Origin of the sequence: Exiguobacterium aurantiacum, assembly GCF_001766415.1 — a bacterium.
In the GTDB taxonomy this organism is placed as follows: Bacteria; Bacillota; Bacilli; order Exiguobacteriales; family Exiguobacteriaceae; genus Exiguobacterium; species Exiguobacterium aurantiacum_A.
In genome coordinates, this window is sequence record NZ_MKXO01000001.1 from 994,728 (window position 1) to 1,008,101 (window position 13,374).

General features: G+C 47.1%; 9 protein-coding genes. 2 read left to right on the plus strand and 7 right to left on the minus strand.

What is annotated here, in order from left to right; all coding sequences use genetic code 11:
• The first annotated feature begins 1 nt into the window (after position 1).
• Together dptG and dptH are read left to right on the plus strand one after the other, a co-directional pair.
• On the plus strand, positions 2 to 1,393 hold the full coding sequence (gene dptG, locus BJU60_RS05055) for a DNA phosphorothioation-dependent restriction protein DptG (RefSeq protein WP_070327758.1): 1,392 nt from the start codon (positions 2 to 4) through the stop codon (positions 1,391 to 1,393).
• Positions 1,374 to 6,551, plus strand: a complete 5,178-nt coding sequence (gene dptH, locus BJU60_RS05060; RefSeq protein WP_070327759.1) for a DNA phosphorothioation-dependent restriction protein DptH — start codon at positions 1,374 to 1,376, stop codon at positions 6,549 to 6,551. The genes dptG and dptH overlap by 20 nt, the downstream gene beginning before the upstream one ends.
• A 37-nt stretch (positions 6,552 to 6,588) precedes the next feature.
• Here dptH and BJU60_RS05065 read toward each other — a convergent pair whose 3' ends face one another.
• The 7 genes from BJU60_RS05065 to polX form a co-directional block, all read right to left on the minus strand.
• A complete protein-coding gene (locus BJU60_RS05065; protein WP_070327760.1) occupies positions 6,589 to 6,912 on the minus strand; it encodes a nucleoside triphosphate pyrophosphohydrolase in 324 nt (107 codons plus the stop codon).
• A 9-nt stretch (positions 6,913 to 6,921) separates the two neighbouring features.
• Positions 6,922 to 7,125 (minus strand): hypothetical protein, encoded by a 204-nt coding sequence (locus tag BJU60_RS05070; RefSeq protein WP_070327761.1) that lies wholly within the window; start codon positions 7,123 to 7,125, stop codon positions 6,922 to 6,924.
• Between the two features lie 70 nt (positions 7,126 to 7,195).
• Complete coding sequence (locus BJU60_RS05075) at positions 7,196 to 7,666, minus strand: hypothetical protein (RefSeq protein ID WP_070327762.1); 471 nt, start codon at positions 7,664 to 7,666, stop codon at positions 7,196 to 7,198.
• Between the two features lie 55 nt (positions 7,667 to 7,721).
• The gene (locus tag BJU60_RS05080; protein WP_070327763.1) at positions 7,722 to 8,549 is read right to left on the minus strand and encodes a bacteriochlorophyll 4-vinyl reductase; all 828 of its coding nucleotides are present in this window, start codon (positions 8,547 to 8,549) and stop codon (positions 7,722 to 7,724) included.
• A 282-nt stretch (positions 8,550 to 8,831) separates the two neighbouring features.
• Positions 8,832 to 9,248, minus strand: coding sequence for a DUF350 domain-containing protein (locus BJU60_RS05085; RefSeq protein ID WP_083273989.1), 417 nt, complete (start codon positions 9,246 to 9,248; stop codon positions 8,832 to 8,834).
• Positions 9,249 to 9,255: 7 nt separating this feature from the next.
• The gene (locus tag BJU60_RS05090) at positions 9,256 to 11,610 is read right to left on the minus strand and encodes an endonuclease MutS2 (protein ID WP_070327764.1); all 2,355 of its coding nucleotides are present in this window, start codon (positions 11,608 to 11,610) and stop codon (positions 9,256 to 9,258) included.
• Positions 11,611 to 13,320 (minus strand): DNA polymerase/3'-5' exonuclease PolX, encoded by a 1,710-nt coding sequence (gene polX, locus BJU60_RS05095; RefSeq protein ID WP_070327765.1) that lies wholly within the window; start codon positions 13,318 to 13,320, stop codon positions 11,611 to 11,613.
• Between the last annotated feature and the right edge of the window lie 54 nt (positions 13,321 to 13,374).

Genomic DNA, 13,374 nt, shown 5'->3' on the forward strand with positions numbered 1-13,374 from the left:
TATGACTAACGTTCAACATTTAAATGACTATTCACTAGACTGGTCACGACTTGAATCATTCTTAGTTCAGAATAAAGGTTATCGATATGCTCGACGTAAAGATACGTATGTTTTACCTTTACCTACTCGTGAACCTGAGCGCTCAAAGTTTGAAAACGGGTTTTGGCCAATAACCGGAGGACTTGCAAGACTACTCTCCAATGAGCCTATTATTCCTGAAGAAAACAGCACGGACATGAATCAGATTATGTCTATCGGCAAGTTCGACTCACCTGAAACAAATGAATGGTTCAAACATTTTTTACAGAGTCAGCAACGCAAAGTTGAGGAAACAGATGTTTCAAGGCTTTCACAATTACCACTTTTGACGTTAAGTGAGAAAAAAGAAAGAAACGGACAGATTGATTTTATTAACTACGTATATGGGACCCTCATTGAAGGAAACGAAGATGAACTTTCACCACTCTTCTCTGATGACGACAACAATGATTTATTGACTCAAATTTTCCGTAGTACCCAGTTTTCAAAGGAAAGTTCGTTCACAAGTCCATACTCTTGTCTGTTTCCGAATATACAGGAACAGTTCAAACAAGATTTGATTCACCTATCTAAAAATCCAAAATTCTTTTTAGATAACTTAAATCACTTGTTAGTACACTATACATTTATCATGATTTCTCAAACAGTTCTTCAAACGAATCGCTTCACTAAATTTGATCATGAACAAATGATACCGCTCTTCTTTTTGATGGAGTGGGAAAAAGGGGCACGTTGGAGAACCAGTTACACGAATGGGTACAAATTGTTAAAAGAACAGGCAAAAGACTTTTATAAACATGAACATGCATTAAATATCGTTTGTCAGACACCTGCTTTTCAAACGAAAAAAAATCTATATTATCATCACCTCAATGAAATATTGGTGTCAAACGGCGAGGAAGCTTTAAATACTTATGTTCAATCACTTTATGATTGGATGAACAATTTTTATACGAAATACAAGGCAATCGAAACACCAAAATACACTTCCGCAAAAACGTTGGACGAGGCATTCAGAGACTTGGCTGAATCCGTCTCGGTTGGATTGAATAAAGAGCTAAAATCTCGATATCCGGCAGCTCTTGAGGCCTTTGTTTTGAAGTTTTATAAGAAGCATGGCGGATCATTAGGTTCATTACTCGCCATCAATCAGGAACAACTTTTGGCATTAGTAGCTTGCTCAATCAAACAAGAAAAGATTGAATTGAACAAACTTTGGCACGAACTTGAAGCAAGAGGATTATTCTTCGATCACCATTCAAAAGAAGAAATTGTCGGGTTACTGGACAAATTGAATTACCTTGAAAAGAAAAGCGATAGTGGGGATGCACAGTATGTCAAATCAATTTTATAAGTTCATCACGCAACAATTGCTCAATTTCTTCGATAACGAAATTAAGCAAAAAAGAACGGATCGTTACTACGTCTATCTTCCGTCGAAACAAGATGTCAAAGAGATGTATGACGCGTTATCAGCATTAAACGTCGCAAACATATTTACGTACAAACACCCATTCGGGAACGAGGACTACGTCACGACTTCGTTAAACTTCTCATCTGGAAAATTAGTCGTGGCAAGCTCTTTCGATACAGATATTGATTTCCTTGTCACGTTAAGAAATGAGATGAGTGAACAGATTGGTCAATGGGCGAATACTTCTCTCTTAGTCTTGACTGATAATTTAAATGACTCCATTCGTGGAGGTAGTATCGACTTAACTTCTGAAGGACGTCCATTGCATATCAGTAAAATCATTCAACATTTAGATAACCAATTGGCCAGCAGTCAATTATCAAAACCTGAACAGATGATTGTTTCAGACTATTTAAAGCGTCACAATCATCAAAAACAAATTACGAATGGCTCATTCTTAGATTTCATTGATATTTTAGGCCTTCTTCATAAAGACGCTTTAGCGATGGAAGATTATACATCGTTACAATATTTTCAAGATGGAGAGCTATCTTCACTCATCCGAGAACGAGATGAACAAAAATACGGTTCTTCTACTTGGAAAAAAGTTAATAAACAAATCGAAAATCGTTTATCAGAGAACCATGAACTGTTCGAAGATGTCGAGCGATATTTCACATTAGGTAACTCGCGCGAAAAATTAGAAGAACGATTTGATAATGGGGCCTCTAAATTAAAAGAAGATACGTGGCAACAAACGGATTATGATGTCTTGAAAAAGTGGGAGGAAAAAGCAAAATCGAATCGAGACATTCAATTTGTTTCGGAAAAAATGACAGCTAAAGTGAGCGGCTCATTAGTTTCAGGGCATTATTTTTGGAGACGGCCGCAATCTGAAACAAAATCCGGTCAGCGTACTTGGCATATTATCCTCTTTGCTCCAGAACATGCTAATGATATTCAGATTCATCTCCCATTTGACCGCTATACATCAAAACAATTTTTAGACAACAAGAGTGCGAAGAATACGACAAGTTCAGGTTATTCACTCATCACTTCAGTGGAAGTCGATTCAAATCAAGTCACTTTTTCAAAAGTCCGGTATAAACATGAAGGTCAGTCATCTACCACGTATTTATTCAATATCGCTGTAGTACCATTGACACCTGAATTTTTAACACCGTATCAAACAAGATACTTGGTTGATACAACATCTAAAAGTCAGCAAGCTATCCGCTTGATTCTAGATGGTCACAATGTGATAGAACTTGGCGATCGTACGGGGGATAGCCTTGAAGTCACCATTGACTCCCCTGAGGCGTTAGAGGTTGATCAACATGATGTAATCAATCTCCCGCTTAATGTTTTAGACGAAGGAGAGTCACGCATTCGATTCTCGATCATGTTAAATGACGTCGAAATTCCTCTTTCTATTAAAGATGATATGTTAAAAACCACGCCCTTAGACGGACTTAGCATTTGGACGAGAAAACGAAAAGACGAAACATCATTTTTGATTGATTCAGACTTTAAAACAATCCATAACGGTCAACGTACCTATTCAACGCGTTCCGTTGACAGAAACTATTTCAAAATGGAGCAGGAGTGGTTGGATAATCACGTACGGTATGGAAAACAATTATCTGATGATTCTTTTGAAAACATCCATCTAGATATTCCTACTTCTGTTGAGCAAAGTTATAACGGATTTTTAAATACGGTCAAAAACAAAGGCACAATTCCTTCATTGTTGTACTATGATGCCGAGGTACAAGCTGCGGCTTATACATTTGTGAACGAGTATTTGACTGAAATTGAGAACATCCCTTCTCAGGCACTGATGACCATTCAACAACGAAACTTATATCGTTTAGGACAAATCGAGACAATCGACGGCTTGTTATTGACGCCATTTTCTCCTCTGAACATCGCATACCAATGGCAAGTGAACGAAGCTTTAGGGTCTGAAGACATTGATTCGAACATCTTAAAGAAATTGAAAGCAAGCTACACCGTGCCATATGCATTTAATATGCATGAAATGCTTCTTAAACCGACAGATCAATCTCCTTTGCCAGAGTGGCATGAATACACATTGCGAGAACGTGTAAGTGTAGGTGAAACCAATTCTTATTTAGCAAAAGTGGTCGAAGATAAAATGAATCACTTCACTGAACATTATGATTATTTATTCTCGATTCAGAACTCCGCTCCACTCTGTGTGAATGTCATCAACGTAACAAACGACGACGAAATTTTAAAAGGAATTATTTCATGGTTCAAACAACAAATTTCTTCTAAAGGGACCCTGGATGCGGTCAAGTCATTAGAAGTATCATTGTACATTCCAGACGCTTCTGGTTTGAGTGCGTTTGATAAATTGAACGATATCGAAACGGGCGAACAATTCAAAGACGAATTCGGGATTGATTTGTCTATTCATGAATTTGAGCCAGACGAAGTATTGCATCTACTCCAGCAGTCTATCCTGTATCGCAAGTTAAATTTTGATGCCCCTGTACATTATGCCCATATCTCATTCTATAAGATGGGGAACGAATCTCGGGTCGTTAGTCAACCAATGAGTGAGTTGGCCAGCAGCATGAATTTAGACGGGCTGTTTACTACCGTTTCTTCAGTCCAAAGCAATGAAACCGGGTACCGTGTTGGCTTTGGTACTGCAGGAGCTGACGTTACTCGAAGTCTCATGACACGATTCGGCTATCATTACAATGAACTGACAGCAAACATGAAAGATGGCGGACATAGTTCATACATGAAAAATGTTTCGTTGACGATGCATATTGATGTAGCTGATAAAGGTGCGCTTGAAAAAATCTACGGTTCTTCTCATTGGGTAACCTTCATCGATCCGCCGGTCGGGCTTGATTTCTTCAAGTCGTCTTCCGACAATTTGATTATCATTCATTATAGTGATCAGTACTCGTCTACGAACGGATATGACGCAATCACTGTTACTGACAAATCGGATCAATATTTCAATGTCATCCAAGAATTCATCAGTTCTCAAGGCGTCACCTCTACTCAAAATCAAATCGAGGAAACAATTCGAGCCTTCAATACGTTTAATGGTGAATGGTTACTTCGTGCTGTTCAAGGGAGAGGGTACGACAAGCGCGAGAAGATGAGCATTGTTTCAGCGATTAAAGAAACGCTGTTACTGTTCAATGAAGACAATACAATCTGGGTGCCAATCTCTATGGAAGAAGTTGTTCGAGTAACCGGTAATGTGAAATTGAGTAAGCGAGCTGGATTATTTTCAGGTAAGACTATCGGACGGAGAGGCAACTGTAGCGATGATTTATTGATGATTGGTCTTGAAATCAATCAATCAGATTTGAAAGTGCACTTCTTCCCGGTCGAAGTTAAAATCGGATTGAACGATAACTCGGTCATCACAAAAGGTATCTCACAAATCTCAGAGCTGAAGGCTCGCTTAAACGATCATTTGCTCGACTTAATGACGTTTGATGCGAAATTCCTACGCAACTATTTTGCGAGACTCTTTATCAACAACGCACAAAAAATGCAGGGAAATGATATCTGGCCAAGCAAAGACTATCGGTTAGATGCTTCATTGATTGACCGATTGATGAACGATGATTTTGAAATTGTCGACGAGAAACGTGCGAAATTCGGAAATGGCGTTCTCGTTTCATTCAAGAAGTCTTCGGACTCTGTTCGCCATTCGAGAAACCAAGGGGTCGTTATTCTCGAATTACCTGAACAATATGGATATGAAGTGTTAACAGAATCATTAGACTCGCTTAATGCAAAACAAAAAGAAAAAGGCAGTACGTCTACTATCAAAAATGAAGCGACCTCTTCTCATACGCCTAGACTTCGAATCGCGAAAGAAATTAGTGACGAAACAGATAGAGCAAAAGTCGCTGTGAAAGTTTCAACAGATAACGGCAAAAAAACAACGGAACCTCAACCAGTGATTCCATCAATCAATCCTGTCACACCTACAGGAAATAGTTTTAATGCTATCAGATTGTTATTAGGTAGCGAATTTAATAAAAACTACTATTGGGAGTATGGACATTCGCGCTTGTCAAACAGACATCTGTTGATTGGTGGTCGATCCGGTCAAGGAAAAACGTACTTCGTCCAGTCCCTACTCTTGCAATTGGTTGAACAGAATCAATCCGCTTTGGTCATCGACTACTCAAACAGTTATACTTTAGGGCAACTCGATGAAACATTTATAAATCGTATGGGGTCAAAACTGACGGAACGCATCGTATACCACGAGTCATTCCCATTGAACCCATTCAAGAGACGGGAAAAAGAAATTAGCGGACGGAAAGAACCTGAAAAGATTACTTCCGTCGCCACAAGAGTGGCAGCCGTATTCGCATCCGTCTACAGAGGTTTAGGAGATCAACAAAAAAACGCCATTTATATGGCGACGAAAAACGGGATTGAGAAGTATGGGGAAGAAATGCGAATGGAATTGCTCATCGAAGAGTTAGAAAGTCTCGAGACTTCCTCAAAATCTACAGTCCAATCTGTAATCAGCCGCCTCACCCAAATGGTCGATATGGATCCATTTGATTATGAATCGGACAACGATTGGAGTAAGATTTTTGACAACAACAACGGAGTGACGGTCATCCAACTTGAGGGATATGACCAAGATGAAATCAAAAAATTATTAGCAGAGTTTATTCTTTGGGATTTATGGTATTATTCTTTATCTGGTTCAGAAAGCCGACCGATGCCGGTCATCTTGGATGAAGCGCAGAACCTATCTTTCCGTAAAGGTTCTCCATCTGAGAAAATCTTAAGAGAAGGTCGGAAGTTCGGTTGGTCGGCTTGGTTCGCCACACAATCGTTCAGCAACTTCGATAAAGAAGAACTTGCGATTTTGGATAATGCCGCTACAAAGATTTACTTTGCACCAGCTGACAGCGAATTAAAAGTGATTGCTAATCGTATTGGCGCAGTCTCACTTGAAGATCTAAGAGGTCTAAAGAAAGCACATTGTTTGGCGGTAGGACAATATAAAATAAATGCCGAGGAATTAAGCAACCAAGAGCATCATCATCTTAAAGTCCCGCCAATGAATTAAAAAATCACGCATCCTTTTTCGGATGCGTGATTTTTTGTCACTCCAGAACTTCCTCCAAATATAACCCCTTCTCAAATCCACCCTTCCGCTCCCGCTTCTCTGCACGAATCGCATTCATCTCTTCAAACGAAGCCCCATGCATTTTACCGAGCTCATACGCGAGTTCAAGAATATCCGCTAGCTCTTCAAGACATTCCTCATCGATATTCGTCTCTTCATACTCTTTCAGTTCTTCATATAGCTTCAGGCGTGCCTGTTCAAAGTGCTCGGCTTGATTCAACTGTTTGACGATGACTCGTTTTCCGTCCGCACGGATCAGTTCAGGTACACGGTCTCGGACCAACTTATTATGTTTCACCATAGCTGCCTCCTACTCCACAATCTCAAACGCCTTCACATACACGACATGATCAAGGAAAATGATCCATTCATCCTCGAACTGGACGAAGCCGTCCGAAGCATGCCGGAACGACTGATAGATGGCTTCAAGTGCCGCATAGCGACTATCTGCCTCGACGACTTGCGTCAACACCTCATCATTGATCATGTGGAATTCGATCTCGTACGATTTCATGTCGTCTCCTCCGTTTCACCCCATAATGTCTTGCCTACTCTCTTCTTTACCCGCTCGGCATAGTCTTGTCTCAAAATTCATCCACCTCGTCGACTTCTGTCACGACGACACCGGTGTCCCCGACTTTCCCTAAGTCGAGCACCGTCGGCTCTTCGTAGGCCAACACATGAAACTCCTGCTCGAACGTCCGAATCACGTAATGGGAAAGCTCGCCTCGGTCCGTGTTGACCCGTTCCGTCTTCATCTGTTCGGCGGCGAACGCACTGAAGCGGGATGTCTTCAGTTTCACAATCGGATGCCTGTTCGCGAGACCATCTTCTGGCATCCCGTGCTCTTCTAGCGTCCCGAGGAAGAGCGCATACTGCTCGAAACGGATCAGAATGCGGTCGCGGTCGGCATCGTCCGTTAAAATCATCGTCGTATCCGGCGCCCCAAAAAACGTCCACTCGAGCGGATAATAGGTGACGCCCTTCATCTGAAACGACTCCGTATCGAGCACGTAGTCTTCAGTCGACATTAAAAAATCCAAATCGATTGCCACACGTTTCCCCCGCTTTCACAAAAAGCGACGTTCACACACGTCGCTCGTCCTTTGATTAGATTCCTTCTTCGCGCAAAACTGCCTCGATTTCCACAAATTCAGCCTCGATGATGTCAAAATGCTCTCGCTTCATTTCTGCAAAGCTCTCGACTAGTTCTTCTTCTGTCATATTCACGCTGTCTTCAAGCGCATGCAGGAGACGGTTTCCCATCTTTGTCATCGAAGAGAAGGTGAGTCCTCCCGAAATGACACCTCCTGCGAGTGGGATCATCTTCGACACGCCTTTTGCGAACGTATCTTTCGTCATCTTGAAACCAATCATCGCTGACATCTTTTTAATGATTGGAAAATATACCGTTTTCGTCAACGCTTTCTTCGGCAGTTGTTTCAAGGCCTGTTTCGACAGTTGAGCGGACAGCGCCTTAATAGTGGCTGTCGCGCCTCCGACACCGAACATGACGCCCAAGAACAAGACCAAGTCCCCGTTTACTCGATCGACGTCAAGTTCTCCATTCTCCCAAAAGTCATCGTAGCCGTATAAGTATCCTGTTTCCTGCGCCAGGCGGAGCGAAAATCCAAAAAACTGTGCCGTATCCGCAGGAATCGTCGCAGCCAGTCCGATCCCCCCAGGCAATCCCGCCGCGAAAGACGCACTCGAACTCTTCATCGTTTGGTTAGCAATATTCCGTTTCGCGATTTTTTTAATAAGCGCGAGTGGAACGTTCGCTCCAATCGGTCCTTTCTCCATAATCTCCGCCAACTGACTTGCTGGGACATGTCTACTAAAACTTTGATCTAAAAACTCTTTGCGGTCGACTTTCACCCCTGGTAGTTTCACCGCGTTCGTCATCAACACCTCAAACACTTCTGACCCGTTCGACATCGTCTACACCTCATCTTTTCATTCACGATTAATATATGACCTTCATATATATGTCATTCCAAATTCTAGTTTTAGTATAAAGCGTTTTATGTATAAATTGTAAAAGAATTTCCTTTCACCTAGACGTTTTATATTAAAGGTATCCGAAATCAAAAAAATAGAGTGCCCTGTAGGACACTCCACTCCTTCACTCAATAAAAGACAAACCACAGCACCGCTGCCACTAAAAACAGCCCGGCCCCGATAAAGAGGATCTTTGCCAATCGTTCGTATACCATGTCTTCACCTCACCAACGCCGCGCCGACGACGAGCGAGACCCCGATCGAGAGCATGAACGCGAGCAATCCGACCGCGATGTTGCCTTTCCCGATCTCCTCGTTCACTTTGAGCGACGGCGTCAAAAATTCAAACAACCAATACGTGACGAGCAGTAAGAAGAAGCCGAAGCTCCCTCCGACCAACACGTCGACCATCCGCTCGTGATGGCTCTCGACGACACGGAAGATGTTGGCCAGGCCGACGACCTTGCCCCCGGTCGCGAGCGCGACGGCGATATTCCCTTTTTGAACCTCGCGCCAGTTACTGTACGGCGTCGTCATCTCGAAGATGGCGAGCCCGACGACGATCATCAGACCGGCAATCGAGTACAATCCGAGCGACTCGAGCATCACGCCAAACGTTACGTTCCCCATCATCATGCGTCCCTCACTTCAATTCGACGACCGTGACCCCGAGTCCACCTTCACCCATACCACCCGGGCGCTGACTCTTCACGTGACGATGTCCTTTCAAATACTCTTGCGTCGCTTGTCGCATCGCGCCCGTACCGAGCCCGTGGATGATGCGGACGTTGTCGTATCCGGACACGAGCGCCTCGTCGATATATTTGTCTAGGCGCGAGAGTCCTTCTTCGACCCGGACGCCGCGAAGATCGAGCTCCGACTTCGTCGAGCTCTGGCGCTTCAGCGAGCTGCCTTTCGACTGGAGCGCTTGTTCTTTCGAGGGTCCGACTTTTTGAAGGTCGTCCGCTTTGACGTTCACTTTCATGATCCCGACTTGGACGTTGTACTCGTTGTCGTTGATCTGGTTCACGATATACCCTTTTTGGTTGAACGTCGTCACTTTCACTTCTTCGCCTTTACTGAACGTACGTTTTTGTTGCGCTTTTTGTTTCACTTTTTGGATCTTTTTATCTTGGAGCGTCGGTTTCGCCGATTCGAGCTGTTTCTTCGCGGCGATGATTTCGTGCTCTTTGACGATGCCTTGCTCACGCAGCTTCTTCAACCGGTCGATGACTTCGTTCGCTTCCCGCTTCGCCTTCTCGACGGCCTTCTCGGCACGAGCCTCGGCCTCGCCGTACATCGTGTCGCGTTCGGTCTCGAATTCACTCATCTTCGCCTCGAACGCCGCTTGCTCTTGTTCGAAGTCGTGACGTTTCACGATCAGTTCTTGCTCGAGCTGCTCGGCGCGTTGTTTCGCCGACTCGAGCTCGTTGATCATCGATTCGACCGACTCGGCGTCGGTGCCGACGTGGCTCCGTGCCTTATCGATCACTTGTTCGGACAGACCGAGGCGTCGGCTGATCTCGAACGCGTTCGAGCGTCCCGGCACACCGATCAACAAACGATACGTCGGGCTGAGCGACTCGATATCGAACTCCATCGAGGCGTTGACGACACCTTCTCGGTTATAGGCATACGCCTTCAACTCGGAATAGTGGGTCGTCGCCGCGACGCGGGCCCCGCGCCGCTTCACTTCATCAAGAATCGCGATGGCGAGCGCGGCCCCTTCTTGCGGGTCGGTCCCGGCACCGAGCTCATCGAATAGGACGAGCGACATGAAGTCGACCTTGTCGAGCATGCTGACGATGTTCGTCATGTGCGAGCTGAACGTCGACAAGCTCTGCTCGATCGACTGCTCGTCACCGATGTCGGCGTAGACGGCGTCGAACACCGAGAGCTCTGTACCGAACTCGGCCGGGACATAGAGCCCTGACTGGACCATCAGTTGCAGTAACCCGATCGTCTTGAGCGTGACCGTCTTACCACCCGTGTTCGGTCCGGTGATGACGAGCGACGTGAAGTCTTCCCCGAGCTCGACCGTGATCGGGACGACCTCGTCTTGCGGGATGAACGGATGACGCGCCTGCTTCAGTTTGATCTCGCGGGCGTCGTTCAACTTCGGTTCCGTCGCTTTCAGTTGATGACCGTACGCGACTTTCGCGAACACGAAGTCGAGTTCGGCCAAGACGTCGAGGTTCGTCACGACGGAATCGGCTACGCCGCCGACGAGATTTGACAGTTCGGTCAAGATGCGGTCGATCTCCGAGCGTTCTTTCAAGCGGACTTCTTGGATCTCATTGTTGATCGAGACGATCGCTTGCGGCTCGATGAAGAGCGTCTGCCCTGACGCCGACTGGTCGTGGACGATCCCGCCGAACGCTTGGCGATACTCTTGCTTGACCGGGACGACGAAGCGGTCGTTCCGGATCGTGACGATCGCGTCTGAGAGCATCTTGGCGTTGTTGCGGAGGATGTTGTCGATCCGCGAGCGGACACTGCCTTCGTAACTGCGGAGTTGCGTCCGCAGACCGCGCAGTTGCGAGCTCGCCGAATCTTGGACCGTACCTTGGTCGTCGATGGCGTGACGGATCGATTGCTCGACCTCGATCAGCTTCGTCAAGCGCTCGGCATATTCGTCGAGGCGCGGGATTTGGATGTCTTCGTTGTCCTCGTGCAACTTCTCAAAAAAGTTCTTCACTTGGCGGCCGCTGTACATGACGGCGGCGACGGCGAGCAGTTCGCTCGTCGAGAGCACCGAGCCGATGGCGGCCCGTTTCACTTCGGCGCGGACGTCTGAGAGCCCGCCGAGCGGCAAACGGTCCCGGAGCCGGACGACCTCGGTCGCCTCGCGCGTGACGTTCAAGTTGGCGAGTACCCGGTCGTACGAGTAGTCAGGCTGCATGTTGAGCGCCCGGTTTTTCCCGAGCGAGCTGGCCGCATGCACGGCGAGCTGTTGACGTAACTTTTCATATTCTAATACGCGTAACGCGTGATCCATCTAGCATGTTCCTTTCTGTCGCTTCGCGTCGAAGAACGCTGTCGCTTCTTCGAACGTGAGGCAGTTAATAATGTCTGACGGTTCGAGATAGGCTTTTCTTGCGTGCAAGACGCCGAGTGCCATATCTTCCATCATATCAGGGTGGTGGGTGTCGGTGTTGACCATCAGTTTGACACCCGCCGCCTTCGCTTTCTTCAGCGTCGAGGCGGTCAAATCGAGACGGTTCGGGTTGGCGTTCAGTTCGAGCGCCGTCCCTGTCTCTTTCGCGAGGGCGATCAAGCGCTCCTCGTCGATCGGGTAGCCGTCACGACGTCCGATCAAGCGTCCGGTCGGATGGGCGATGACGTTGACGTAAGGCGAACGGCAGGCGTTCTCGAGCCGCGCCATGATCTCGTCGACACCTTGATCCATCTTCGAATGGATCGAGGCGACGACGTAGTCAAGCGTCGCTAAAAACTCAGGCTCGTAGTCGAGCGTCCCGTCTGGGCGGATGTCCATCTCGACACCGCGCAAGACGTGCATATCGTGTTTTTTCGCCGCGGCAAGGATCTCTTCCCCTTGCGCTTCTAATCGTTCCTCGGTCAACCCATTGACGAACGACATGTACTTGCCGTGGTCGGTGATGGCGATCCACTCGTAACCTCGCGCTTTCATCGCGGCGACGAGCTCATCGACCGTCAGCTTTCCGTCTGACCAGACCGTGTGCATATGCGCGTCGGCCTTGATATCGTCGAGCGTGACGAGCTTCGAGATGTCGTGCTCGAACTCAAGATTCCCTGCCCGTAGCTCCGGCGGGATGAACGGGAGGCCGTAGCGTTCGAACAGCTCCGCTTCCGTCTCCGGCTGCCACAGGCCGTCCGCGGTCTCGACCCCGTACTCGGAGATCGACTCACCCTTAGCTTTCGCGAGTTGGCGCATGCGGACGTTATGGTCTTTTGAGCCGGTGAAGTGATGGAGCGTCGCCGCGAAAGCACCGGGCTCGACCATCCGGAAGTCGACCGACACCATCTCCTCGCGCTCTAAGACGAGCGACACTTTCGTCTCACCGGCTGCGATGACTTCATTGACGAACGGGAGCGCGAGCAGTTTGTCGCGCAAAGCGACAGGCTCCTCGGTCGCGATGATGAAGTCCAAGTCTTTGCACGTCTCCTCGGCCCGGCGGAAACTGCCCCCTACCGAATGCCGGAGGACGAGCGACTCGCCTTCTAACACCGTATTGATCTCTTCTACGACCGGGCGCATCATCGCGTACGACAGGCGTTCCGGACGGGATTCCAAGTTCCGTGCTGCTGCGAGCAACTTCTCGACGCTCTTCGTGCCGAAACGCGGCAATTCTGATGCCGTGCCGTCTTCCAATACACGGATGAGCGACTCGAGGTCGACGACGCCGACCTCTCTTAGCTGGGCCAGTTTCTTGCCGCCGAGTCCTTGGATTTTGAGCAGCTTCATCAAGCCGTACGGAATCTCTTCTTGGAGCGACTCGAGCACCTCGCTCCGTCCCGTCTGGCGCCACTCGTCAAGTACGGCCGCCGTTCCTTTACCGATACCTGAGATCGTCGTCAAGTCATCAATGTCGTCGAGTTCGAGCTCGGTGTTCTCGAGCGCCGTCGCCGCTTTACGAAACGCGTTGATTTTGAACGGGTTCTCACCCTTGATCTCCATATATTGCGCGATTTTCTCTAACAGCATCATCGCCTCAACTTTATTCATCGTATTTCCCCCTTTTTCATACAGAAAAGACCGAGACACAAGCGCTTGCTTGCA

Bases quoted from the DNA above. Each gene is read 5' to 3' on its own strand.
- dptG (WP_070327758.1), top strand. From the start codon at position 2: ATGACTAACGTTCAACATTTAAATGACTATTCACTAGACTGGTCACGA.
- dptH (WP_070327759.1), top strand. From the start codon at position 1,374: ATGTCAAATCAATTTTATAAGTTCATCACGCAACAATTGCTCAATTTC.
- BJU60_RS05065 (WP_070327760.1), bottom strand. From the start codon at position 6,912: ATGGTGAAACATAATAAGTTGGTCCGAGACCGTGTACCTGAACTGATC.
- BJU60_RS05070 (WP_070327761.1), bottom strand. From the start codon at position 7,125: ATGAAATCGTACGAGATCGAATTCCACATGATCAATGATGAGGTGTTG.
- BJU60_RS05080 (WP_070327763.1), bottom strand. From the start codon at position 8,549: ATGTCGAACGGGTCAGAAGTGTTTGAGGTGTTGATGACGAACGCGGTG.
- BJU60_RS05085 (WP_083273989.1), bottom strand. From the start codon at position 9,248: ATGATGATGGGGAACGTAACGTTTGGCGTGATGCTCGAGTCGCTCGGA.
- BJU60_RS05090 (WP_070327764.1), bottom strand. From the start codon at position 11,610: ATGGATCACGCGTTACGCGTATTAGAATATGAAAAGTTACGTCAACAG.
- polX (WP_070327765.1), bottom strand. From the start codon at position 13,320: ATGAATAAAGTTGAGGCGATGATGCTGTTAGAGAAAATCGCGCAATAT.